Genomic DNA, 23,381 nt, shown 5'->3' on the forward strand with positions numbered 1-23,381 from the left:
CCGCCATCGCAGACTGACCGCTGCGCTGAACTTCCGGGGCGATCTGCGGGCCTCAATGAACAGGACGCGTCATCACCGAGCGGAGGCTCTCCAGACCAGAAGGGGATTGTTTCAATGTCGGATCATCACACCTACAAGAAGGTTGAAATCGTCGGTTCCTCGCGCAACAGCGTCGATGAGGCGATTCAGAACGGTATCGCCGAGGCGAGCAGCTCGCTGCAGAACGTCGAGTGGTTCGAGGTCGGCGAAATCCGCGGCCACGTCGAGAACGGCAAGGTCGGGCATTTCCAGGTCACCATGAAGGTCGGCTTCCGCCTCGCCAACAGCTGATCTGCCGTCCAGGCGACCCGGCAGCGACTGATTGGTCGGCTGCCCGGGATGCCGGCTTCACCCCTGGCCGTCGGGCGTCTCGCCGCGGCTGCGTTCGTAGCGCCGCAACAGCGGCTGGGTGCTCAGGCCGTGCACCACGATGCTCAGCGCTACCACCGATAGCACCAGGCCGATGATCGTATGCGCTTCTTCCGGCAGCAGGCCGTGGGTCACCGCATAGCTCAGGTAGTACAGGCTGCCGATGCCACGGATGCCGAACCAGCCGGCCGTCAGGCACTGGCCGCGGTCGAGATAGCGCCGCGGCATCAGCAGCATCACGCTCAGCGGACGAATCAACAGGAACAGCGCCAGGCCGAGCGGCACCGCGCGCCAGTCCCAGTGCACCGAAACCAGTACGCCGAGCATGGTCACCAGCAGCACTTCCAGGCTGCGTTCCAGCTGTCCGCCAAACGCCAGCACATCGCCCATCAGTACGCCGGCGGCGACCCGCGGTTGCCCGAGCTGTCGGTCATCCAGTGACAGCGCGCGCGGCGCCAGGCCACCTTCGGCAAGATGCGGCACGGCATCGTTGATCAGCTCTTCGGACGGCGTCTCCGAATCATCGGCGGCGGCCATTTCCGCATGGCGCAGGCCGAGGCCCGCGGCGAACACGGCGAGAAAGCCCCAGGCACCGGCCAACTCGGCGCCGACGTAGGCCAGCGCGATCAGCGCCAGGGCCAGCGAATCGTTGGGCGACATGGCGGTATCGGTGTGGCGTGCGCGCAGGTAGATCGCCACGCGGCCGACCAGCTTGCCCAGCAGAAAGCCGATCAGCAGCCCAGCCGGCACCGCCCATAACAGCCGATGCAGCGCCCACTCGCCGACCCAGTCGGCTTCCAGCTGGCCCTGGGCGATCAGCATCAGGCCGAAGACCACGAAGGGGAACGCGGTGCCGTCATTGAATCCCGCTTCGCCGGACAGGCCGTAGCGCAGGCGGTCGCTGTCGCGGGCATCGTTGACCTGCACCAGGCTCGCCAGCACCGGATCGGTGGGCGCCAGGATCGCGCCGATCAGTACTGCGACGCCCCAGCTCAGGCCGAACACGTAGTGACAGAGCAGGGTGACGCCGCCGATGCAGGCGAGCATCACCGGCCCGGCCAGCACATAGGCGCTTTTCCACGCCGGATGGCGTAGCGGCATGCGCAGTTTCAGTCCGCTGACGAACAGCGATACCAGCACGGCGACCTCGGTGAGGTGTTCCATCCAGCCGGCGATATGCAGGAATTCCATCTCCCAGAGGCCGATGCCCAGCTGGCCGATGAGCACGCCGAAACCGAGGTAGATCAGCGACGTGGTGATCGGCAGCCAGCGCAGGAAGGCCGAAGCGAGGGCGAGGATCAGTAGCAGGACGCCGAGTACGGCCATCCATTCGAGAAAATTCATGCGTGTTCCGGTGGCGGGGCGCGTCGTTGCGCCCAGGGAATGTGTGCCATTGGAACGGTGGTCGGCGGCAGGGTTCGCCGGCAGGGCCGTAGTAGGCCACCGCCGGTCAGGGCAGTCGCCCGCTGCTACTGGCGCAGAGCGGCAACGATCTCGAAGGCGCGATGGCGATCGGTGGTTTCGTAGAGGTCGCAGGTGAAGATCAGCTCGTCGGCCTGGGTCTGCTCCAGCAGCACCTCGAGGCGCGCGCGAACCTTTTCCGGGCCGCCGATCAGCGCCAGGCCGAGGAAATCGCCCACCGCCTGCTGTTCGTGCGGCAGCCACAGACCCTGCATGCTCTGCACCGGCGGGCGCAGCACCAGGCTCTGGCCGCGGATCAGCGAAAGGATGCGCTGGTAGACGCTGGTCACCAGATGTTCGGCCCGCTCATCGCTGTCGGCGGCAATCAGCGGCACGCCCAGCATCACGTAGGGTTTGTCGAGCACCGCGGAAGGCTTGAAGTTGTCACGGTAGAGCTTGATCGCCTGGTGCATGTAGCGCGGTGCGAAATGCGAGGCGAAGGCGTAGGGCAGGCCCTTGGCTGCGGCCAGCTGGGCGCTGAACAGGCTGGAGCCGAGCAGCCAGATCGGCACGTTGCTGTTCACGCCGGGCATGGCGATGACGCGCTGGTTCGGCTGGCGCGGGCCGAGCAGCAGCTCCAGCTCCTCGACGTCCTGCGGGAAGTCGTCGGCGCTGCCCATGCGGTCGCGACGCAGGGCGTGGGCGGTGAACTGGTCGGCGCCCGGTGCGCGACCGAGGCCCAGATCGATGCGGCCCGGGTAGAGCGCCTCCAGCGTGCCGAACTGCTCGGCGATCACCAGCGGTGCGTGATTGGGCAGCATCACGCCGCCGGCGCCGAGGCGGATGCGTGTGGTGTTGGCCGCCAGATAGCCGAGCAACACTGCGGTCGCGGCGCTGGCGATGCCGTCCATGTTGTGGTGCTCGGCGACCCAGAAGCGCTCGAAGCCGAGCCCCTCGACGTGCCGCGCCAGGGCCAGGGCATTGTGCAGGGCCTGGGCTGGCGTGCCGTCATCACGAATGGGGGCCAGGTCGAGGGCGGAAAAGCGGGTCTGGGCAATGCGAGACATCGGTTACCTCATGCGAAGAATGCTGTCGGCTCAGTGGCAGTGTTCGGCCTGGGCCTCGGCCACCACGTTGCGCTGTTCGTCGCGCAACCAGCCTTGCGGGGTAAAGCCCAGCGAGCGGGCCTGGAACAGGTAGCGCTGGCCGGGCTGGAAATCGTCGTAGCGGACCACCAGGGTGCAGCGAATGGTATGGGTTTCGCCAAACAGGCCGAAGGCGCCCCCTGTCACTTCGAATTCATAGCGCGCTTCGAGTTCATGGGCGCCTGGCGGGACCTGGAAATAGCGGCCGTCGGGCGTGCGTTTACCGTCCAGCTGGTCGGACATGAAGATGTCGCTGGTCTGTGCGGTCATCTCGACCCAGGCCATGTTCGGATCGGGTTGCGGCAAAGGCCCTGCGCAGCCGGTCAGCAGCAGGGCAAGGATGGCGAGGGAAAGTGAGCGACGCATGACTGGATCCTCGGCGAATGGCTGGGCAAGACGCGCTGGCGCCTGTCCGATGCCGTCGAGGGTGCGCCAGAAAGCGGCGCATTTCAACGCAGGCTCAGCCGCCGGCGAGGTCGCCGCAGCCCTTTTCCTCGGCACGCGCCAGCACGTACTGGTGCTGGTCATAGAGCTTGGCCCACGGGCGGAAACCATAACCGCCGGCGACCAGTCGATAGCGCGCGCCGGCAGTGAACCTGTCGTACTCCAGGGTCAGTTTGCAGTCTCGCGCGAGGGCGTTGCTGCCCGGCCCGATGTTGGCGCCGTCGACGTCGAAGCGGTAACGCATCTCCAGCTTGCGGCTGCCGGGGGCTACCTGGAAATAGCGCGAATCCTCCAGCGTCCGACCGTCGACGGCGACGGCCTGCAGCTGGGTTTCGCCGTTCGGATTGAGATCGATCCAGGCCTGCTCGGGGTCGGGTTTGGGCATCATGGCCGCGCAGCCGGTCAGGCTGGCGAGGAACAGGAGAAGAAGGAAACCGCGCATGTGCAATGCTCCAGCCGAAACCATCCGGCCCGGCGAGAAATCGAAAGAGGAAGCCTGGTAGCCGCAGGTTGCATTCGACGGCATGGCCTTTGTAGGGTGCGCTACGCGCGCCGGCGCCGCCCGACCACTGACCGGTTCATCCGATGCCCAAGCCCAACGCCGCCTTGATCGACACCCGCAACCTGCACTGGGTTCCGCTGTTGCTTGCCGTCTGTCTGAATGGTTGCAGCTATTACAGCCAGCTCGCGGTCGGCCAGCTCGATCTGCTGCGCCAACGCCAACCCATCGAAACACTGATCGCCGACGACACACGCGACCCGGCGCTGCGCCAGCGGCTGGCCGAGGTACTACAGGCGCGCACGTTCGCCAGCCAGGCGCTGGACCTGCCGGACAATCGCAGCTACCGGCTCTACGCCGAGCTCGGGCGGCCGTATGTGGTGTGGAATCTGTTCGCCACCGAGGAGTTCTCGGTCAAACCGCTGGAGCACTGCTTTCCCATCGCCGGCTGCGTCGCCTATCGCGGCTATTTCTGCCAGGGCGCTGCCCGCGGCGAGGCGGCACGGCTGCGCATGACCGGGCTGGATACCCATGTGGCGGGCGTCGAGGCCTATTCCACCCTCGGCTGGTTCGCCGACCCGCTGCTCAGTTCGATGCTGCGGCGCAACGACGAGCAGCTGACCGCGCTGGTGTTCCACGAACTGGCGCACCAGCAGCTGTACCTGCCCGGCGATACGGCGTTCAACGAGTCCTATGCCACCTTCGTCGAGCGCGAAGGGCTGCGGCAGTGGCGTGCCCATCGCGGCCTGCCGGAGCAGGACGAGCAGGGGCGGATGCGCTATCGGCAACTGGTTGAGCTGTTGCTCGATACGCGCAGCCGCCTGGACAGGCTGTACGCCTCGGATCGCCCGACACCCGAGTTGCGCGCGCTCAAGCAGACCGAGTTCACGGCGCTGCGTCAGCGCTATCGGGCCTTGCGTGATGAGCAATGGCAGGGCGACGCGCGTTTCGATCGCTGGTTTGCCCAGCCGCTGAACAACGCCACATTGTTGCCGTTCGGCCTTTACGACCGCTGGGTGCCGGCGTTCGCCGCGCTATTCGAAGAGAACGGCGGCGACTGGGCGCGCTTTCACGCAGCGGTCGCGACCCTTGCCGAGATGCCTGCCGACGAGCGGGAAGCAACGCTCGTTCGACTGGCCCGCTGAACAAGCGAAACGGCGCGCCCGGCAACGGCGCGGGTTGCGTCGGGTTTAAGCGCTAGAGCCGAAAATCCTCGATTTACCGTTTATCGGCAGCGATCTGAGGATCCGCTGAACGGTTCGAATCATTTTCCAGCCGCCCCGGTCCCCTTTATAGGTCGCGCATTTTCCCACGCGGCGATCCCCCCTATGCCTGATACCCCACGAATGACAACGGAGGCTCCATGGAGACCATTTCCGGAATTCTCGACAACAAAGGCACGCCACTGGAGAAGCAGAAGTTCACCTGGAAGGAAATGGCCGGCAAGCCGATCAGCAAACTCGATGACGATGCGTTTACCCGTGTGCGCATCATCCTCATGAACGGTGTCGAAACCGACGCCTTGCGCCTGAAACACGGCATCGCCCGTTTCAACAAGGAGCTGCGCCTGCCGCTGGCCGAGATCCGCCGCGTCGAGCAGCACCAGGCGACGATGGTCAACTGGCTGATCGGCGCCGATCACTCGCCGCTGGAAACCACCGTGGCCTACGAACAGGTGGCCATCGAGGTGACCGCCGCCGTGGCGCAGAACGAGCCCGACCCCTATCAGGCGCAGACCTATCGCTTCGGCCTGCTGGAAGACTTCGATCACCTGTACCGCTACTCGGCGATGCTCGATCGCCTCGAGGGCAAGGATGCCAACAACATCCTGCAGGGCTATACCGACATCGTGCCCGGGCGCAAAACATCGGAGCACCATCGTCATCCGGAAAACGATATCCGCGACAACTACGAGAAGAACTCCGCCGCGCTGATCACCAAGATCCACGCGGCGCTGATCACCGGTGCGGAGTACCAGACCCACGATTACTACATGAACATCGGCCCGCTGTTCGCCGACCCGCTGGCGCGCCAGCTGTATGCCGAGATCGCCTCGGTGGAAGAGCAGCACGTGACCCAGTACGGCTCGCTCTCCGACCCCAGCGAGAGCCATATGGAGAAGTGGCTGGTGCATGAGGCGATGGAGGTCTACATGTACGCCAGCTGCGCCGAGCAGGAGAGCAATCCACGCATCAAGGCGATGTGGGAGCGCTTCCTCGATTACGAGCTGGGCCATCTCAACGTCGCCTGCGAGTGGTTCAAGAAGCTCGAGGGCCGCGACCCGGCGGAGATCCTCGCCGGACCGCTGCCGAAGATGGTCGAGTTCAAGAGCCAGCGCGATTTCGTCCGCCAAGTGCTGGCCGCCGAAGTCAACCTGCGTACCGCCGGCCCGGTCTACGTGGACAAGGCCAAGGAACCGCAATCATCGCTCGATTACCGCAACCACCTCGCCTCGCAAGGGCTCGCCTCGGACATCGTCTCGGCGGGTTACCAGTGGGCACCGGGTGGCGAACTGATGCGCAAGGCTTCCTGAGGAGACGACCATGGCTACTGCAGCGAAAGTGGGTACCAATTTCACCGGCGTACAAATGTCCCCGAAGGACACCAAACGCCTGCTCGACGCGGTCAACGAGATTCATCCGGACGTGCCGGGCGACGAGCGCGGCATGTTGGTTGAACGCGCCGAGCGCAACGAAGAAGCTGACCGCATCGGCTCCGTACCGGTGCCGGGTTCGGCCAAGGGCATGCTCAAGACCGGCTTCGACATGATGAAGGGCAAGAGCCCCGAGGTGTTCATCGACAAGCTCGGCGAGCGCCTGGCCTTTGAGCGCAACGGCGTGCGTCTGTACGAGGCGATGATCGCCAAGGCGCGCAACATGGACACCGGCAACGATCTGGTGGGCGTGCTGCAGCACATCCGCGACGAAGAGTTCGAGCACATGATGCTGGTGCATGCGGCGATGGAGAAGCTCGGTGCCGACCCGACCGCGCAGACGCCCTGCGCCGACGTCGCCGGGGTGATGGCGATGGGCATCATGCAGGTGCTGACCGATCCGCGGACCAATGTTCCGCAATGTCTGAATGCGTTGCTGACGGCCGAGCTGGCGGATAACGCCGCCTGGGAACTGCTGATCGAGCTGGCGCAGGCGGCCGGTCATCCGAACATCGCCGACAGCTTCGTTCATGCCAAAACCCAGGAAGACGACCATCTGGTGAAGATCAAGACGCTGATGCGCCGCGATCTGATCATGCAAACCAAGTAACAGCGTGCGAGCGGGACGCTTTGGCGCACATCACCGAAAGGGGTGTGCGTCTTTTTTATGGGCGGGGAATGGCTGCCTCGCCGTTCTGAAAAAGGAGTATTGCCTGACTGGCGGATAGCACGCGGTGAATGAACGTCTTCAGCTCTCGCCGATTGGCGAGGTGCTTGGGAGCTTGGTTTCGCCCTGCTGGGCGAGTTCCTTTTGGCAGTCGCCCCAAAAGAAACCAAAAGGTCTTGCCCCTGCCATCCGGCCCCGCGCTTCGCGCGGGGTTCGTTCGCTCCATCGCTGCTTCAGGGGTCGACTTACAAGGGCCATCCATGGCCCTTTAAGCCTTTCGCCGCATCCCTGCGGCTCACCCCCTTACGCACCGATTCCACTCACCCTCCTGATGGGGGCGAATGGCGTCGCCTGATAACTTGTGCGTAAGAACCCAAGCAAAGCGTTTGATCCTGTCCACTCTCCTAGGCGCGCTGTAGAGATTTGGGGCTATCAGTGTCCGCTTAAAATCCGAAGTCAAAAGCGATCCGGCTGTTCTGCTCGCACGGCCCACCAGGCAACTCGCAAACGGCCATGAAGCAAAACGTTCATCCAACGCACCCAGCCTGCCTGGCCGGAAAAGAACCAAAGAAAAAGGGGTGCCGCCTGCGCGAACACCCCTCATCAACGATCACCGGCCAGCCGGTCAATCGTTCCCGACACTCGCCGTTTGCACGGTACAGCCCCAGACTTCCAGCGCCGGCTGGTCCGCTTTTGGCGGGCCGAGCCATTCGCTCATCGCGTGGCAACGCTGGTCAAAACACAGTTGGTAATCCCCTGCCTCGGGGGTTCGCCCCAGTCGCAGGAGTGGCAACGCAGGCATCTGGCGCTGGTAGTGCCAGGCTCCGTCGCGCAGTTCGGCGTCATCCGGGATTTCCATCCCGGCACCAGAACCCTTGACCCGCGCTTCGCCGAGCAGCAGCCCGTCCGGCGTCACGCGGTAATCCTCTTCCCAGCGAATCTTCTCGATGGTGTGGTTCCACGCCAGGGTGAAGGCGGGCGTGGGCACTTCGGCCCACACCACGCCGGCCAGCCCCAGGCAGAGACCGATCACGCTGTCGCCGGCTCGGCGCGACGGGCGCGCCAGATGTGCTGGATAAGGAACAGCGCACCGAGGGCGAAGCCGATTTCATCGCTGATCGGCATCGCCAGCACCATCGAGGCGGCCGCGGCAAAGGCCAGCACCTTCTCCCACAGGGCCATGGGCCGTTGCAGATAACCGGTGAACACCGCGCCCCACAGGCCGACGGCGAAGGCCGCCTTGAACAGCATGTAGAGCGTCGCGCCCCAGTCGCCGCCCTGCATCATCAGCGCCGGGTTGTACACCGCCATGAACGGCACGATGAACCCGGCGATGGCGATGCGGATGGCCCACATGCTGATCTTCAGCCCCCTTTCCTTGGCGATCGGCGCGGCAGCGAAGCAGGCCAGCGCCACCGGCGGGGTGAGGTCGGCCATGATGCCGAAGTAGAAGACGAACATGTGCGAGACGATCAGCGGCACGCCCAGGTCGAGCAGCGCGGGCGCGGCGATCGAACTGGTGATGATGTAGTTCGGGATGGTCGGGATGCCCATGCCCAGCACCAGGCAGGTCAGCATCGTCAGCAGCAGCGAAAGGAACAGGTTGTTCTCGCCGACCGCCAGGATGTAACCGGCAAAGGTCGAGGCCACGCCGGTCAGCGAGACCACGCCGATGATCACGCCGACCAGGGCGCAGGCGATACCCACCGGCACCGCGTGGCGTGCGCCTTCAACCAGCGCATGCAGGCAGATCACCAGGGTGTCGCGGCCGCCCTTGATGAACCAGCACACCGCTACCAGCGCGGCGATGACGCCGAAGATCACCCCGATGCCGAGCTGGAAGAAGCCGGCGCAGAGCAGGCCGAGGGCGATCCAGAAGGCGATGCGCAAGGCGAAGTTGGAGACCTTGAGGATGATCGCCGAGCCGAGGATGACGATTGCCGTCAACGCCAGGCCGATGGTGCCGGCGAACATCGGTGTGCGCCCGGAGAACAGCAGCCAGACCAGCACCACCAGCGGGATCAGCAGGTACCAGCGCTCCTTCACCGCGGCCATGGCGCTCGGGCATTCGTCCTTCGGCAGGCCCTTGAGGCCGGCGCGCTTGGCTTCCAGATGGACCATCCAGAACACCGAGCCGAAGTACAGCAGCGCCGGAATCAGCGCGGCCTTGGCGATCTCGACGAAGGGCACGTTGATGGTCTCAGCCATGATGAAGGCCACCGCGCCCATCACCGGCGGCATGATCTGGCTGCCCATCGAGGAAGTGGCCTCGACGCCGCCGGCGAACGCCGGGCGATAGCCGAAGCGCTTCATCAGCGGGATGGTGAACTGGCCGGTGGTGACCACGTTGGCCACGCCGGAACCGGTGATGGTGCCCATCAATGCCGAGGACACCACCGACACCTTGGCCGGGCCGCCGAGCTTGTGGCCGAACAGGCCCATGGCGAAGTCGGTGAACAGCTTGATCATCCCCGCCTGCTCGAGGAACGAGCCGAACAGGATGAACAGGAAGATGTAGGTCGCCGATACGTAGGTCGGCGTGCCGTACAGGCCTTCGGTGCCGAACGACAGCTGGTTGACGATCTGGTCCAGGTAATAGCCGCGGTGCGCGAGATCACCGGGCAGGTATTCGCCGAGCAGACCGTAGGCGAGGAACAGCGCGCAGATGATCGGCAGGGCGATACCCATGACGCGGCGCGCGGCCTCGAACACCAGCACGATCAGCGTCAGTCCCACCACCATGTCGGCAGTGGTCATGTCACCGGAGCGCTGGATCAGGTCGGCCTCGAAGTACCACTGGTAGAAAAAGGTGGCGAAGCCGGCCAGACCGAGCAGCCAGGCCACTGGCTGGAACGGCTTGCCGTTGCCCCGTGCCGGGTAGCAGAGGAACACCAGCAGCAACAGGAAGCCGACGTGACCGGCGCGTAGTACCTGGCTGGACACCGGGTGAAAGGCGGCGGTGACGATCTGGTAGATGGAGAACAGCAGGGCGACGTAGAACAGCGCCCTCGGCCATTCGCTGGGGCTGGCGTGCAGCCCTTGGCTTTCGCTCATGGGAATCACTCTCTCACTGCAAGGGGATGCCTGTAGAAGCAGGCTTGCCGACGAGGCAACGCAGGCAAGCCTGCTGCTACAAGGAGCGGGCTGGAGCAGGCGCTACGGCCTGCTCAGCCCGTCGTTCAGCGCTGGGTTACTTGAGAACCCCGGCTTCCTTGTAGAAGCGCTCGGCGCCCGGGTGCAGCGGGATCGGCAGGTTCTTGGTGGCGTTTTCCAGCTTGATGTCCTTGGCGGCGGAGTGGGCGTTGCCCAGGGCGGCCAGGTTGTCGAACATCAGTTTGGTCATCTGGTAAGCCACTTCATCGGAGACCTTCTCGTGGGTCACCAGGATGTTGGTGATGGCCACGGTCGGAACGTCGGCGTCCTGACCGTCGTAGGTGCCGGCCGGAATCACGCCTGCCAGATAGGCATCGCTCTCGATCTTCTCGACCACTTCGGCCGGAATCTCGACGAAGGTCACCGGCATGGTGCTGGCCAGGTCGCGGATGGCAGCCATGCCCAGGCCGGAGGACTGCAGGGTGGCGTCCAGCTGGCGGTTCTTGATCAGCTCGACCGACTCGGCATAAGGCAGGAACTCGACGCGGCCCATGTCCTTGTAGTCCAGACCGGCGGCCTTGAAGATCGCGCGGGCGTTGAGCTCGGTGCCGGACTTCGGCGCGCCGACGGAGATGCGCTTGCCCTTCAGGTCGTCCAGGGTCTTGATGCCGGATTCGGCGCTGGCGACGATCTGGATGTAGTTGTTGTAGGTGCCGGCAATGGCACGCAGGCGCTTGAGCGGGGCCTTGAAGCCGGCGTCCTCGACACCGTTCCAGGCATCTTCCACCGAGTCACCCAGGGAGAAGGCCAGCTCGCCGCGACCGGCCTGCAGCAGGTTGAGGTTTTCTACCGAGGCCTTGGTGGCCTGTACCGAAGTCTTGGCGCCGTCGATCTTGTTGTACTGCTGCGACAGGGCCACGCCGATCGGGTAGTACACGCCGCTGGTGCCGCCGGTGAGGATGTTGATGAAGGTCGGCGCAGCGACGGCCGCGGTGCTGGCAGTGAAGGCCGCAGCGGCAGCGAGCAGGCCCAGGCGTTTGGTCAGTCTCATGGTGGATCTCCGTTTCATTTTTATTGGTTGACGCAGCATGTTGACGATAGACGATGCCGCATTCAGCGAACGCGCCGGTCGAACAAGCAGAGGGGCGATGGCGCCGGGAAGTCCGGACGAGTGATATCGCTGGCAGCTCTTCTTGTCGTTGGAATCGCATCGAGCAGATTGCCAGTAGCAGAAGCCGTGCCAGCTGCTTTGAGGGCTCTAGGCCGCGGGTGATGGCGCAGAGCGCGGTGTCAGTAGGCAAAAATCCGCCTATGACAATGATCTGATAGGCGGGATCTCGCTCATGTACCGGCGAACCCTTCCGCCACGCAGCCTTCGAATGTTCAACGAGGACGGGAGGGCACATGACGGAAGCAGCGGCAGCAGATCTGGGCATCGACGTGATGCAGGGCGAAGCCGAGCTGTTCAAGTGGTTCGTCGCCAGCTTTCTGTTCGGCAAGCGTATCCAGCGCGACATCGCCGCCGAGGCCTATCGCGTGCTGGTCGAGCGCAACCAGTTGGACACGCCGGACAGGCTTCGCCGCTCTGGTCATCGTCGGTTGGTGCAGTTGCTCGGCCAGGCGCGCTACGTGCGTTACGACGAATCCACTGCAGCGCGGTTGCTGAAACTCTGCGACAAGCTGGAAAGCGAGTACGGCGGCAGCCTGAGCCGCCTGCGCGAGCTCGGTGAGACACGCAGCGGGGTGGAAAGGCGCCTGCAGGAATTCGAAGGTGTCGGGCCGAAGACCGTGGAGATCTTCATGCGCGAGGCGGCGCGGGTCTGGTTCTGAGCGCGCCGGACGGCGCTTGCCAAGGCCAACCGAACGGTTAGAGTGGCGCCATCGCACCGCCGAAGTCCGCCATGCGCATTTTCCTGCTCGCCCTCAGCCTGTTCCTGCCCATCGCGGCCAGCGCCGCGCCGGCGCCCTATTACCAATGGCAGAGCAAGCTCGACGGCACCATCATCTGCCGCCAGACCTCCCCAGGGGAAGGCTGGGAGCAGCTCGACGGCCGACCCTTCCGCGATCTCAACTGCAGCATGCCCGCCGCGCGCGTCGACCGGCCGAGCGGCGTGCCGGGTTTCCGTCCGCAGCCGGGGCGCTGAGCCGACGTCAGCCCTGAATCCGCTCCATGCTTCATGGCCGTAGGGTGGAAAACCGCGAAGCGTTTTCCACGCGTCGGAGGCCCTGCCCTACGTTTCGTCTTGCAACGGACCCATGGTGGATAAGCTTCGCGTTATCCACCCTACGCTCGCACCGACACCGACACCGACACCGACACCGACACCGACACCGTAGGGTGGAAAACCGCGCAGCGTTTTCCACGCGTCACCAGCGGGCCAACGGCTGTTTCGTCCCGTTCCCTGAAGTCAGCTTTCGCGTCGTCCGTGCAGCGCTAGAGTGTCATCCCGTCGTGCGCCAGGCGCACGTTGCCCGGTAATTCCCTCGGCGCCTGCATGAACCAGGCATCCAGCTCGTGGCCGATATGGGTCAGCACGGCTTGCGCCGGCTGCAGTTCCTCGATGCTCTGCAACGCGCGGGTGAGGTCGTTGTGGTTGCGCGGTGGCGTATCGCGTGGCGGGGTTGAGCAGTCCAGCACCAGCACATCCAGCGCGGTGTCCTGCAAAAGCTGCCGCGTACTGTCCGGCAGGCCGACGGTGTCGGTGAGGTAGGCAATGCGGCGGCCATGACCTTCCAGCAGATAACCGAAGGTGGGTTTCGAATGCACCAGCGGCAGGGCGGTGACCCGCAGCGTACCGAGGGTTCGCTGTTCAAAGGCGGCGAACGGCTCGCTGAAATCGAGGATGCCGGGGTGCTTGTAGAGATCGGCGAGGCCTTCGGGATCGTCCGGGCCGAGTACTGGAATGCGCAGGCCGATGCCCCAACGCAGCTGCAGCAGGCCCTGGGCGTGATCGGCGTGGTAATGGGTCTGCAGGATGCCGTTGAAGCTGCCCGGGGCGAAGCGCTCGCAGAGATCCGGCAGGCCGCTGTCGAGCAGCCAGCGCAGCTCGCCGCACTCCACCAGCGCCGAGCAGGCACGGCGGCGACGGTTCGGATCGAGCTGCGCGGCGCGGCATGCCGGACAGCTGCAGTTGTACACCGGCACCTGCGCGGCGCCGCCGGTGCCGAGCAGGGTCAGCCGCATCGGTGGTGCTCGTCGAGCAGGTGCAGCAGGCGTTCGACGCTGCTCGCCAGCGAGGCGGAGTTGTCCAGGCGGATGTAGTCGTCCAGCTCGCCGCTGAACAGTTCGTTGCGTGCCAGGCGCGCCTCGATCTGTTCGGGGGTTTCCCGGCCGCGGTTCAGCAGGCGCTCGCGCAGCACGTCCTGCTCGACGGTCAGCAGCACCGCCAGCAGCTCCGGGTAGCGCTGGCGCGCCTCCGGCAGGTAACCACGCGAGCCGTTGACCAGCACATCCTCGCCGGCCGCCAGCCAGGCGTCGATTTCCGCGGGAATGCCGTAGGCCAGACCGTTGGCGCGCCAGGCGAGGGCAAAGGCCTGTTCGGCTTCCATTCGCGCGAACTGCTCGGCGCTCACCGAATGCGCGGCTTCGCCGATGGCCTCGGCCGAGCGGGTGATGACCCGCCGGGCGATGCGCACGCCACGCTCGGCGAGCGCTGCGCGAGCGGCGTCGAGCAGACTGTCCTTGCCGGCACCGGAGGGGCCGATCAGATAGATCAGGCGGCCTTGCATCAGGTTACTCCCGAGGGTCGAAAGTCGAGGGTGGGCGGGCAGTATAGAGCCCGCCGCAGGTGCGGGGGCGGCGCGGTCGACAGGCTGTGCTCGGCGCATCAGAACACCCTCCGGCCCTGGCGCCAGACCTGGCCGATCACCGGCTGGCCGTTGTGTACCTGCGCCTGCACCAGGTCCGCGCGCAGGCCGACGGCGATCTCGCCACGATCATCCAGCCCGGCCGCGCGTGCCGGGGCCAGGCTGATGGTGGCGATGGCTTGGGGCAGGTCGTAACCGTTGTCCTGCTCGGCCAGGCCCAGTGCGGCCTGCAGCAGGCTGGCCGGGTAGTAGTCGCTGGAAAGGATGTCCAGCACGCCGCGTTGCGCCAGGTCGGCGGCGGCGATGTTGCCCGAGTGCGAGCCGCCACGGACGATGTTCGGCGCGCCCATCAGTACCTTCAGACCGCGCGCGTGGCTGGCCTCGGCGGCCTCGAAGGTGGTCGGGAATTCGGCGATGGCCATGCCGTAGTCCGCCGACTCGGTAACGTGCTCCAGGGTCGCGTCATCGTGGCTGGCCAGCGCCAGTTCGCGGCTGCGGCAGATATCGACGATGGCCGCGCGCTGCTGGTCGCTGTGCCGCGCCGAGTTGGCCAGCTGCTCGGTCACGAAGGCATCCATCTCCGCCGGGCTCAGGTGGTACTTGCCCATGTAGTACTCGCGGTACTTCTCCATGCGCGCGAACTGGCGCTGGCCCGGCGCGTGGTCCATCACCGAGACCAGCTGCACCAGCGGCTGCTCGACCAGCTCGCGGAACAGCTCCAGGCACTGCGGGTGGCTGACTTCGCAGCGCAGGTGCAGGCGGTGCTCGGCGCGGGTCTGCCCGGCCGCTTCGGCCGCGGCGATGGCCTCGAGCATTACGCCGAGCTGCTGCATGCGCTTGCCCTTGGGATTGATATCGCCGATCGACAGCGCATCGAACACCGTGGTGATGCCGGCGGCGACGATCTGGGCGTCATGGGTAAGCACCGCCGAGGCGGATGGCCAGTCCACGCCGGGGCGCGGGCTCATGTGCTTTTCCAGGTTGTCGGTGTGCAGTTCCACCAGCCCCGGCAGCAGCAGGGCGCCGTCCAGGTCCTGGGCCTGCGGCAGACTGCTGGCGCCTGCGCTGATGTCGGCGATCAGGCCGTCGCGAATCAGCAGGCTGCCGTGGATCACCTGATCGGCCAGTACCAGCCGGGCGTTGCTGAGTATCTGTTCAGCTGGCATGGGCCAGGTCCTCCTGCGTCATGTCCAGGTAACGGTCGGCGACTGCCTCGCGGATCGCGCGGTCGTGGAAGATGCCGATCAGCGCGCTGCCGGCCGCCTTGGCCTCGTCGATCAGTTCCAGCACCACGCGGGCGTTGGCTTCGTCCAGCGAGGCGGTGGGTTCGTCGAGCAGCATCACCGGCCAGCTCACCATGAAGCCGCGCGCCAGGTTGACGCGTTGCTGCTCGCCGCCGGAAAAGGTGCCGGGGGCGAGCTGCCAGAGCCGTTCGGGAATGTTCAGCCGGGTCAGCAGCGCCTTGGCCCGCGCCTCGGCGTCGGCACGCGTCCAGCCGCGCGCCAGCGCCGGTTCCATCACCACCTCCAGCGCCGGCACCCGCGGGATCACCCGCAGGAACTGGCTGACGTAGCCCAGCGTCTGCCGGCGCACGGCGAGTACCTGGCGCGGCTCGGCGCCGACCAGCTCCAGCCAGTCGCCGGCATGGCGGATGCGGATGCTGCCGCCGGCGGGCAGGTAGTTGCCGTACAGCGTGCGCAGCAGGGTCGACTTGCCGGCGCCGGACTGGCCGTGCAGCACCAGGCATTCGCCGGCCGCGACGGTGAAGCTCAGCCCGCGCAGCACCTGCAGGCTGACGCCGTGCTGCTGGTGCAGGGTGAAGGTCTTGGCGAGGTCACGGACCTCGATCAGCGTGTTCATGGCGGATTCCTTCATGGCTGCAGCACCGAGGACACCAGCAGCTGCGTATAGGGGTGCTGCGGGTCGTCGAGGATCTGGTCGGTCAGGCCGGCCTCCATCACTCGCGAGCGGCGCATCACCATCAGCCGGTCGGCCAGCAGGCGCGCCACGGCGAGGTCGTGGGTCACGATCACCACCGCCAGATCCAGCTCGCGCACCAGCCCGCGCAGGAGGTCGAGCAGACGTGCCTGCACCGACACGTCGAGGCCGCCGGTGGGCTCGTCCATGAACACCAGCTTCGGACTGGAAACCAGATTGCGGGCGATCTGCAGGCGCTGCTGCATGCCGCCGGAGAAGGTCCGCGGCAGGTCGTCGATGCGCGCCGGGTCGATCTCCACCTGTTGCAGCCAATCCAGCCCGGCGGCGCGCAGCTGACCGTAATGCCTGACGCCCTGGGCCATCAGCCGCTCGCCGATGTTGGCGCCGGCGGAAACGCCCATGCGCAGGCCGTCGCGCGGGTTCTGTTCGACGAAGCCCCATTCGGTGCGCAGCAGCGTGCGCCGCTCAGCCTCGCTGGCGGCGTAGAGGTCGAGCCAGTCGCCGGCAGCATCGCGGTACTGCACGCTGCCGCGATCCGGCGGGCAGCGGCCGCAGAGCAGCGAGAGCAGGGTGGACTTGCCCGAGCCGGACTCGCCGACGATGCCCAGCACTTCGCCGGGGTAAAGGTCGAAGGACACGCCCTGGCAGCCCTTGTCCGGGCCGTACAGGCGGGTCAGGTCGCGCACCGCGAACAGCGGCTCGGTGCTGACGCTTGCGGCGGGCAGCAGCTGTTCGGCGGCGCTCATGGGCGGTTCTCCTGTTGCTGGGCGCGCTGCGCGCAATAGTCGGTATCCGAGCAGACGAACTGCTTGGTCCCGGCGTCGTCGACGATCAGTTCGTCGAGGTAGGAATCGCCGCTGCCACAGATGGCGCAGCACTGTTCCCATTGCTGGATCTGGAACGGGTGATCCTCGAAATCCAGGCTGACCACGCGGGTGTACGGCGGCACGGCATAGAGGCGCTTCTCGCGGCCGGCGCCGAACAGCATCAGCGCCGGGCTGCGGTCCAGCTTGGGGTTGTCGAATTTGGGAATCGGCGACGGGTCCATCACGTAGCGCCCGTCCACCGTCACCGGATAGGCGTAGCTGGTGGCGATGTGGCCGAAGGTAGCGATGTCCTCGTAGAGCTTCACGTGCATCACGCCGTAGTCGCCCAGCGCGTGCATGGTGCGCGTCTCGGTTTCCGACGGCTCGATGAAGCGCAGCGGCTCGGGAATCGGCACCTGGTAGACCATGATCTGCCCGGCGGCGGGCGGCGTTTCCGGGATGCGGTGGCGGGTCTGGATCACCGTCGCCGCGGGGGTGCGCTCGGTGGTGGCGACCCCGGCGGTGCGGGCGAAGAAGCGGCGGATCGACACCGCGTTGGTGGTGTCGTCGGCGCCCTGGTCGATCACCTTGAGCACGTCGTCGGCGCCGAGAATGGCCGCGGTCAGCTGCATGCCGCCGGTGCCCCAGCCGTAGGGCAGCGGCATCTCGCGGCCGCCGAAGGGCACCTGATAGCCGGGAATGGCGACCGCCTTGAGCAGCGCGCGGCGGATCATGCGCTTGGTCTGTTCGTCGAGGTAGGCGAAGTTGTAGCCCGCCTCGCGGGCGGGGATGGCGTGGGCATTCATGCGCGTTTCTCCTTCGCTGGCGTTTCAGCGAGCGCTTCGGCCGGCTCGGCCTGCGGCTGGCGCAGCTTGCGGATCAGCTCCAGCTCGGACTGGAAGTCGACGTAGTGCGGCAACTTCAGGTGCGAGACGAAGCCGGCAGCCTCGACGTTGTCGCAGTGCATCAGGACGAATTCCTCCTGCTGCGCCGGGCCCTGCACTTCCTCGCCGTACTCGCCGGCACGCAGCGCGCGGTCGACCAGCGCCATGCCCATCGCCTTGCGCTCGGCATAACCGAAGGCCAGGCCGTAGCCGCGGGTGAACTGCGCCTGCGCGGCGCTCTCGCCGACGAACTGGTTGACCATCTCGCACTCGGTCAGCTCGATCTCGCCGAGGCAGACCGGGAAGCCCAGCTCCTGCGGCTCGATCCAGACCTCGGCGGTGCCGATGCGAATCTCGCCGGCGAACGGGTGGTTGCGGCCGTAGCCGCGCTGGGTCGAATAGCCCAGCGCCAGGAGAAAGCCCTCGTCGCCGCGCGCCAGTGCCTGCAGGCGTTCGGCGCGGCTGCAGGGCAACTCCAGTGGCTCGCGGGTGAGGTCCGGCACCGGCTCGCCGCGGTCGATTTCCGGCGTCATCAGGCCTTCCTCTCCGAGCAGGCCGAGTACGCGGGGGCAGTTGCTCAGCGTGGCGCTGGCATCCACCTGCGGGCCGGGGCGTTCGCCTTCGGCGAGCAGGGCGAAATCGAGCAGGCGGTGGGTGTAGTCGAAGGTCGGGCCGAGCAACTGGCCGCCGGGCACGTCCTTGAAGGTCGCCGAGATGCGCCGGCTGAGCTGCATGGCGCCGGTGTCCAGCGGCAGGCTCTCGGCGAAGCGTGGCAGCGTGGTGCGGTAGGCGCGCAAGAGGAAGATCGCCTCGACCAGATCGCCGGCGGCCTGCTTGATCGCCAGCGCGGCGAGTTCCTCGTCGTACAGCGAGCCTTCGCTCATCACCCGCGCCACGGCGAGCGGCAGCTGCTGGCGAATCTGCTCGACGCCGAGTTCGGCGATGCCGGTGTCACCGCGGCGCTTCTTCGCCAGCAGCGCGTGGGCGTTGTCGATGGCCTGTTCGCCACCCTTGACCGCGACGTACATCAGGCCACCTCCTGCAGCGAATCGCCGATGCGCGTGCTGCGCGGCAGGCCGAGCACTTCGCCATCGGCGCAGATCAGCGCGTCCAGCCCGCGCGGGAAGTCGTTGCGTGCGGCGCGCTGCTGCCAGAACGCCGGCGCCAGCGGCAGGCCGACCAGGCGGCTGCCGTCGATACCCGGGCCCTGCCAGCTCAGTGCCGGGCCGCGGTCGAGGTGCTCCAGCTGGATCAGCAATGTGCAGGACTGGTCCGGGTAGCGTTCGCTGCCGGCGTAGAAGCCGGAGAGGTCGTCCAGGGCGGCGGCGTCGAGCAGGGCGAACATGGCCTCCCCGCGTGTCTCGACAATTGGGCAGCCACAGTGGAAGGCCAGGTTGGTGCGGATTGCCGGGGTGTCGAAGGCCGGCGCCAGCCACAGCGGCGTGTCGTTATCCAGCAGGCTCAGGCACAGCGCGTAGCCGGCAGCCTGCAGTGGCTCGATGGCGGCGACGCTGACCAGCGGCTGGCGCGTGCCCGGTTCGGACAAGGCCTTGAGCGCGGCGCGAAAGCACTTCTGCGCGTCCAGCACCGGGTCGGCGAAAGCGGCCTGCAACAGGTCGGATGGGGCGCGATGCATCAGTCTTCTCCTCGCAGCAGCGTGAAGAACTCCACGCGGGTAGTGGCGGTTTCGGCAGCTTGTTGCGCGGCGCGTCGGGCCTGCGCGGCGGCCAGCGGTTCGATCAGCTCGGCGAGCCAGCGGCTTTGTTGCGGGCCTTGCAGATGGGCATCGGCGAGGGCGGCGAGCTCGGCCTGGCGCTTGTCGCGACCGGCGCGGTAGCTGTAGCCGGTGCTGCCATCGGCCAGGCGCACCACGCAGCGGGTGACGCTCATCTCGCCGAGGTTGAACGGCGCGCCGGTGCCGCCCATGCGGCCGCGCACCAAGGTCATGCCGATTTCCGCCGGGCGGATCAGCTGGTAGGCGCAGTCGCGCAGGGCGCTCTCGAAAGGCGCCAGTTCGGCGGCACTGGCGCGGGCCAGTACGGCCATCCAGCGCTGGCGTGGGGATTGTTCGCGGGTGTGCATGGGGTTCTCCATCAGGTGGCGACCTGGTATTGGAAGCGGTCGGAACGGCTGGCCGAGAGGGCGATCTCCAGCGGTCGGCCGCTGGCGTCGCAGGACAGGGTGAACACCGACAGCAGCGGCATGCGCAGGGGCATCAGCAGCTGTGCGGCCTCGTCGCGATCGGCCAGGCGCGCGCCGATCAGGCTGAAACGGCGCGTCAGCGGCAGGCCGCGTTCGCCGAGGTAGCGGCGCAACGAGCCGCCCTGGTAGTCGGCGAGCAGTTCGGCGTGGCTGGCGCAGTAGCGGTGGCGGATCAGGCTGACCGGCTCACCGTCGAGCAGGCGCAGGGTGCTCAGCTCGATCAGCGCGGCGCCCTCGGCCAGTTGCAGGTGGCGCGCTTCCTCGGCACTGGCGCTGAGCTGGCGGCGCTCGAGCAGGCGCGCCTCGGTGCGCACGCCGAGGGCGGCCAGCGCATCGCTGTAGGCGCTGTCGGCCTGCAGCGGATAGACCAGCGGGCGTTGCAGCACCTGCGTGCCCTTGCCCTGGCGGCGCAGCAGGCGGCCCTCGTTGATCAGCTCGTCGACGGCGCGGCGCAGGGTGTGGCGGTTGACCGCGAAGCGCCGCGCCAGCTGCATCTCGCCAGGCAGGAAGTCGCCGATGCGGTAGTGGCGCAGCTCGCCGCGCAGCACCTGGGCCAGTTCGAGGTAAAGCGGTTCGCTGGGTTGTCTAGACAACTGCATGGTTTTTTTCGAGAGGCGCACAGCGCCTCACTCCGTCAGATGAAGAGCTTGCGCAGGCGTTGGGAGCACAGGTCGATCAGGCTCACCACGGCGATGATGATCAGCAGCAGGGCGGCGGTCTGGCCGAACTGGAAACCGCGGATGGCTTCCCAGAGGATCACGCCGATGCCGCCGGCGCCGACCATGCCGACCACCGTGGCCGAGCGTACGTTGGATTCGAAGCGGTACAGCGAGTAGGAAATCCACAGCGGCAGTACCTGCGGAATCACCCCGAAGATGACTTCCTGCAGCGCACTGGCACCGGTGGCGCGCACGCCTTCCACCGGGCCTGGCTCGATGGCTTCCACCGCCTCGGCGAACAGCTTGGCGAGCACGCCGGTGGTGCTGATCCACAGCGCCAGCACGCCGGCGAAGGGGCCGAGGCCGACGGCGACGACGAAGAGCATGGCGAAGACCATCTCGTTGATCGACCGGCAGGCATCCATCAGCCGGCGCACCGGCTGGTAGACCCACCAGGGCACGATGTTCTCGGAGCTGAGAATGCCGAGCGGGATGGCGCAGACGATCGCCAGCAGGGTGCCCCAGAGGGCGATGTGCACCGTGGTGATCATCTCCTTGAGGTACAGCTGCCAGTTGCTGAAGTCCGGCGGGAAGAAGTCGGCGGCAAAGGTCGCCATGTTGGCGCTGTCACGAATCAGCAGCAGCGGATTCATCTCCGCGCCCTGCCAGGACCAGGCCAGTACGGCCAGGCACAGGCCCCAGCCGAGCAGGCGCAACCAGCTGCGCTTGTCGTTGCCCGCCAACGGCGGTGTAGTGCTCAGAGTGGTCATGTTCGGTTCTCACAAACGGCACGGACGGGGGCGTGGCGCCAGCGCGCCGCGCCCGGCGTTGCTCAGCTGGCCTTGGCGGTCGCTGTCTTCTGCTCGCGCTCGGCCATGCGCTGCTCCAGCTTGGCCAGCTCCTGGTCGATGCCCTGCAGTTGCGCCTGGCGGTCGCTGTCGGAGAGCTTGCTGTCGGCGGCGACTTCGCTGCGCTTCTTGAACAGCTCCAGCTGGCGGATCGGCAGCAGCTGGTCGTTGTCGGAGGCGCGGAACGGTGCCCACTGCAGGCCGGCGAGGATTTCCTTCTCGGCCGGCTTGGCGCCGTAGCTCATGAAGAACTCGCGCAGCCTGTTCTTCTGCTCGTCGCTCAGGTTCTTGCGCCACACCAGCGGGTCGGCCGGGATCAGCGGCGAGGTCCAGACGATCTTCAGTTGCGCGGCCTTGTCCGGCGCGGTGATCTCAAGACGCTCCATGCCTTCGCTGTTGAAGGTGCCGACGTCGACCTGCTTGTTCGCCACCGACAGCGCGTTCACTTCGTGGCTGCCGTTGAGGCTGCGCTTGAAGGCCTGGCCGGCGTCGACCTTGCTCTTGGCGAACACGTAATAGCCGGGCACCAGGTAGCCGGAGGTGGAGTTCGGGTCGCCGTTGGCGAAGGTCAGGCTCTTGGCGTTCTTCAGCACGTCCTCGACGGAGTTCAGGGCGCTGTCCCTGTGCACGATCAGATGGCTGTAGTAGCCCGGGCTGCCGTTGGCGGCGACGGTCTGCGCGAAGATTTCGCCGCCGGCGCGATCCACCGCTTCCATCGCCGACTTGTTGCCGTACCAGGCCAGATCGACCTTGTCGAAGCGCATGCCCTGGATTACGCCGGCGTAGTCGGGTGCGAAGAAGGCCTTCACCTCGTAGCCGGTCTGCTTGCTCATGTCGGCGAGGAAGGGGTCCCAGACGCTGCGCAGGTTCTGTGAGGACTCGGTGGAAATGATGCCGAAGGTGATGGTCTCGGCGGCCTGGGCGGTGCCGAACATCGCACCGGCGAGCAGCGTGGAGGCGGCGAGGGCGCGGCTGAAGCGTTTCAACATGGAGGTCACTCCTTGGGTGTGGCGTTGGTTGTCGGGTCGGCGGGCGGCTCAGCCGTTGACCAGCTGCAACTGGCGCGGCTCGGCGCTACGGGCTCGGTCGGAGAACAGCAGGCTGGCGTCCAGATCGGCGCCGTAGAGATCGTTGAGCAGGCGGTCGCTGAGCGCCGCCGAGGGGCCGTCGTAATGGATGCGGCCGCCCTTGAGCGCCACGGCGCGCGAGCAGTAGCGCAGGGCGTAGTCGACCTGATGCAGGGTTACCACCACGGTCTTGCCGTCCTGGCGGTTGATGTCGGCGAGGATTTCCATGACCTTGCGCGCCGACTCCGGGTCGAGCGAGGCGATCGGCTCGTCGGCGAGGATCACCTCGGCCTGCTGGGTCAGCGCACGGGCGATCGCCACCCGCTGCTGCTGGCCGCCGGAGAGCGTCGAGGCGCGCTGCGCGGCGCGCTCGGCCAGGCCAACGCGCTCCAGTGCGGCCATGGCCTGACGCTTCTGTTCGTCACTGAACATGCCCAGCGATCCGCGCCAGCGCGGCATGCGGCCGAGAAAGCCGAGCAGGACGTTGTCCAGCACGCTGAGCCGGGTGACCAGGTTGAACTGCTGGAAGATGTAGCCGATGTCGGCGCGCAGGCGGCGTACTTCGCCATGCAGACGGCCGGTGGCCTGCACCTCGCGGCCGAGCACCTCGATACGCCCGCCGGCTGAGCTGTCACAGCAGGCCAGTCCGGCCAGATGGCGCAACAGCGTGGACTTGCCGGAACCGGACGCGCCGATCAGCGCCACCATTTCACCGGGCTGTACCGCCAGGCCCAGGTCGAACAGCGCCTGCTTGCCGGCGAAGGTCTTGTTCAGTCGCTCGACTCGAATAGCCGCATTCATCGTCTTGCCCTCTCGTCTGCGCGGCCGGGGAGGTCGGCCAACTTGTCTAGACGAGAAGG

General features: G+C 66.6%; 26 protein-coding genes. 6 read left to right on the top strand and 20 right to left on the bottom strand.

Annotated elements, in window-relative coordinates:
* Positions 1 to 114 precede the first annotated feature (114 nt).
* On the top strand, positions 115 to 330 hold the full coding sequence (locus tag BHD08_RS00720) for a dodecin (protein WP_015275102.1): 216 nt from the start codon (positions 115 to 117) through the stop codon (positions 328 to 330).
* A 57-nt stretch (positions 331 to 387) separates the two neighbouring features.
* Here BHD08_RS00720 and BHD08_RS00725 read toward each other — a convergent pair whose 3' ends face one another.
* The 4 genes from BHD08_RS00725 to BHD08_RS00740 form a co-directional block, all read right to left on the bottom strand.
* Entirely contained in the window at positions 388 to 1,752 is a 1,365-nt protein-coding gene (locus tag BHD08_RS00725; RefSeq protein WP_125020467.1) for a sodium:proton antiporter, read from the bottom strand.
* A 125-nt stretch (positions 1,753 to 1,877) separates the two neighbouring features.
* Entirely contained in the window at positions 1,878 to 2,876 is a 999-nt protein-coding gene (locus tag BHD08_RS00730; protein ID WP_125020468.1) for an LLM class flavin-dependent oxidoreductase, read from the bottom strand.
* 30 nt (positions 2,877 to 2,906) lie between these two features.
* Entirely contained in the window at positions 2,907 to 3,320 is a 414-nt protein-coding gene (locus BHD08_RS00735; protein WP_125020469.1) for a hypothetical protein, read from the bottom strand.
* Positions 3,321 to 3,414: 94 nt separating this feature from the next.
* On the bottom strand, positions 3,415 to 3,840 hold the full coding sequence (locus BHD08_RS00740) for a hypothetical protein (protein WP_125020470.1): 426 nt from the start codon (positions 3,838 to 3,840) through the stop codon (positions 3,415 to 3,417).
* Between the two features lie 143 nt (positions 3,841 to 3,983).
* Here BHD08_RS00740 and BHD08_RS00745 point away from each other — a divergent pair, with 143 nt between their 5' ends.
* The 3 genes from BHD08_RS00745 (at position 3,984) to BHD08_RS00755 (ending at position 7,160) form a co-directional block, all read left to right on the top strand.
* Positions 3,984 to 5,042: an aminopeptidase gene (locus BHD08_RS00745; protein WP_125020471.1), complete on the top strand. Its 1,059-nt coding sequence runs from the start codon at positions 3,984 to 3,986 to the stop codon at positions 5,040 to 5,042.
* A 218-nt stretch (positions 5,043 to 5,260) separates the two neighbouring features.
* Positions 5,261 to 6,430 carry a hypothetical protein gene (locus BHD08_RS00750; protein ID WP_125020472.1) on the top strand — a complete coding sequence of 390 codons (1,170 nt, stop codon included), beginning with the start codon at positions 5,261 to 5,263 and terminating at the stop codon, positions 6,428 to 6,430.
* Positions 6,431 to 6,440: 10 nt separating this feature from the next.
* Positions 6,441 to 7,160, top strand: a complete 720-nt coding sequence (locus BHD08_RS00755) for a ferritin-like domain-containing protein (protein ID WP_125020473.1) — start codon at positions 6,441 to 6,443, stop codon at positions 7,158 to 7,160.
* 682 nt (positions 7,161 to 7,842) lie between these two features.
* Here BHD08_RS00755 and BHD08_RS00765 read toward each other — a convergent pair.
* The 3 genes from BHD08_RS00765 to BHD08_RS00775 form a co-directional block, all read right to left on the bottom strand.
* A complete protein-coding gene (locus tag BHD08_RS00765; RefSeq protein ID WP_015275110.1) occupies positions 7,843 to 8,250 on the bottom strand; it encodes a DUF1850 domain-containing protein in 408 nt (135 codons plus the stop codon).
* On the bottom strand, positions 8,247 to 10,271 hold the full coding sequence (locus tag BHD08_RS00770) for a TRAP transporter permease (protein WP_015275111.1): 2,025 nt from the start codon (positions 10,269 to 10,271) through the stop codon (positions 8,247 to 8,249). The genes BHD08_RS00765 and BHD08_RS00770 overlap by 4 nt, the downstream gene beginning before the upstream one ends.
* 136 nt (positions 10,272 to 10,407) lie before the next feature.
* Positions 10,408 to 11,361: a TAXI family TRAP transporter solute-binding subunit gene (locus BHD08_RS00775; protein ID WP_015275112.1), complete on the bottom strand. Its 954-nt coding sequence runs from the start codon at positions 11,359 to 11,361 to the stop codon at positions 10,408 to 10,410.
* A gap of 353 nt (positions 11,362 to 11,714) precedes the next feature.
* Between BHD08_RS00775 and BHD08_RS00780 the strand changes: the two genes are divergently transcribed.
* On the top strand, positions 11,715 to 12,140 hold the full coding sequence (locus BHD08_RS00780) for a DNA methylase (protein WP_125020475.1): 426 nt from the start codon (positions 11,715 to 11,717) through the stop codon (positions 12,138 to 12,140).
* Positions 12,141 to 12,211: 71 nt separating this feature from the next.
* On the top strand, positions 12,212 to 12,454 hold the full coding sequence (locus tag BHD08_RS00785; RefSeq protein ID WP_053527425.1) for a hypothetical protein: 243 nt from the start codon (positions 12,212 to 12,214) through the stop codon (positions 12,452 to 12,454).
* A gap of 290 nt (positions 12,455 to 12,744) precedes the next feature.
* On the opposite strand, the gene phnP is transcribed toward BHD08_RS00785, so the two are convergent.
* From phnP to phnC, 13 genes are all read right to left on the bottom strand, one after another.
* Positions 12,745 to 13,494: a phosphonate metabolism protein PhnP gene (phnP, locus tag BHD08_RS00790; RefSeq protein WP_125020476.1), complete on the bottom strand. Its 750-nt coding sequence runs from the start codon at positions 13,492 to 13,494 to the stop codon at positions 12,745 to 12,747.
* Complete coding sequence (gene phnN / locus BHD08_RS00795; protein ID WP_125020477.1) at positions 13,485 to 14,039, bottom strand: phosphonate metabolism protein/1,5-bisphosphokinase (PRPP-forming) PhnN; 555 nt, start codon at positions 14,037 to 14,039, stop codon at positions 13,485 to 13,487. Before phnN ends, phnP begins: the two co-directional genes overlap by 10 nt.
* 98 nt (positions 14,040 to 14,137) lie before the next feature.
* Positions 14,138 to 15,283, bottom strand: coding sequence for an alpha-D-ribose 1-methylphosphonate 5-triphosphate diphosphatase (locus tag BHD08_RS00800; RefSeq protein ID WP_125020478.1), 1,146 nt, complete (start codon positions 15,281 to 15,283; stop codon positions 14,138 to 14,140).
* The gene (gene phnL, locus BHD08_RS00805) at positions 15,273 to 15,977 is read right to left on the bottom strand and encodes a phosphonate C-P lyase system protein PhnL (protein ID WP_015275118.1); all 705 of its coding nucleotides are present in this window, start codon (positions 15,975 to 15,977) and stop codon (positions 15,273 to 15,275) included. Before phnL ends, BHD08_RS00800 begins: the two co-directional genes overlap by 11 nt.
* 11 nt (positions 15,978 to 15,988) lie before the next feature.
* The gene (gene phnK / locus BHD08_RS00810) at positions 15,989 to 16,801 is read right to left on the bottom strand and encodes a phosphonate C-P lyase system protein PhnK (RefSeq protein ID WP_125020479.1); all 813 of its coding nucleotides are present in this window, start codon (positions 16,799 to 16,801) and stop codon (positions 15,989 to 15,991) included.
* Positions 16,798 to 17,667, bottom strand: a complete 870-nt coding sequence (locus tag BHD08_RS00815) for an alpha-D-ribose 1-methylphosphonate 5-phosphate C-P-lyase PhnJ (RefSeq protein ID WP_125020480.1) — start codon at positions 17,665 to 17,667, stop codon at positions 16,798 to 16,800. Before BHD08_RS00815 ends, phnK begins: the two co-directional genes overlap by 4 nt.
* A complete protein-coding gene (locus BHD08_RS00820; protein WP_125020481.1) occupies positions 17,664 to 18,773 on the bottom strand; it encodes a carbon-phosphorus lyase complex subunit PhnI in 1,110 nt (369 codons plus the stop codon). Before BHD08_RS00820 ends, BHD08_RS00815 begins: the two co-directional genes overlap by 4 nt.
* Entirely contained in the window at positions 18,773 to 19,381 is a 609-nt protein-coding gene (phnH, locus tag BHD08_RS00825) for a phosphonate C-P lyase system protein PhnH (protein WP_015275122.1), read from the bottom strand. The genes BHD08_RS00820 and phnH overlap by 1 nt, the downstream gene beginning before the upstream one ends.
* The gene (gene phnG / locus BHD08_RS00830) at positions 19,381 to 19,827 is read right to left on the bottom strand and encodes a phosphonate C-P lyase system protein PhnG (protein ID WP_015275123.1); all 447 of its coding nucleotides are present in this window, start codon (positions 19,825 to 19,827) and stop codon (positions 19,381 to 19,383) included. Before phnG ends, phnH begins: the two co-directional genes overlap by 1 nt.
* An 11-nt stretch (positions 19,828 to 19,838) precedes the next feature.
* Complete coding sequence (gene phnF, locus BHD08_RS00835) at positions 19,839 to 20,546, bottom strand: phosphonate metabolism transcriptional regulator PhnF (protein WP_041756387.1); 708 nt, start codon at positions 20,544 to 20,546, stop codon at positions 19,839 to 19,841.
* Positions 20,547 to 20,581: 35 nt separating this feature from the next.
* Complete coding sequence (phnE, locus tag BHD08_RS00840) at positions 20,582 to 21,376, bottom strand: phosphonate ABC transporter, permease protein PhnE (RefSeq protein WP_015275125.1); 795 nt, start codon at positions 21,374 to 21,376, stop codon at positions 20,582 to 20,584.
* 62 nt (positions 21,377 to 21,438) lie between these two features.
* On the bottom strand, positions 21,439 to 22,443 hold the full coding sequence (gene phnD / locus BHD08_RS00845; protein ID WP_015275126.1) for a phosphonate ABC transporter substrate-binding protein: 1,005 nt from the start codon (positions 22,441 to 22,443) through the stop codon (positions 21,439 to 21,441).
* A gap of 48 nt (positions 22,444 to 22,491) precedes the next feature.
* Positions 22,492 to 23,322, bottom strand: a complete 831-nt coding sequence (phnC, locus tag BHD08_RS00850) for a phosphonate ABC transporter ATP-binding protein (protein ID WP_015275127.1) — start codon at positions 23,320 to 23,322, stop codon at positions 22,492 to 22,494.
* Positions 23,323 to 23,381 lie beyond the last annotated feature (59 nt).

Origin of the sequence: Pseudomonas sp. SCT, assembly GCF_003864275.1 — a bacterium.
Lineage (GTDB): Bacteria > Pseudomonadota > Gammaproteobacteria > Pseudomonadales > Pseudomonadaceae > Stutzerimonas > Stutzerimonas stutzeri_AE.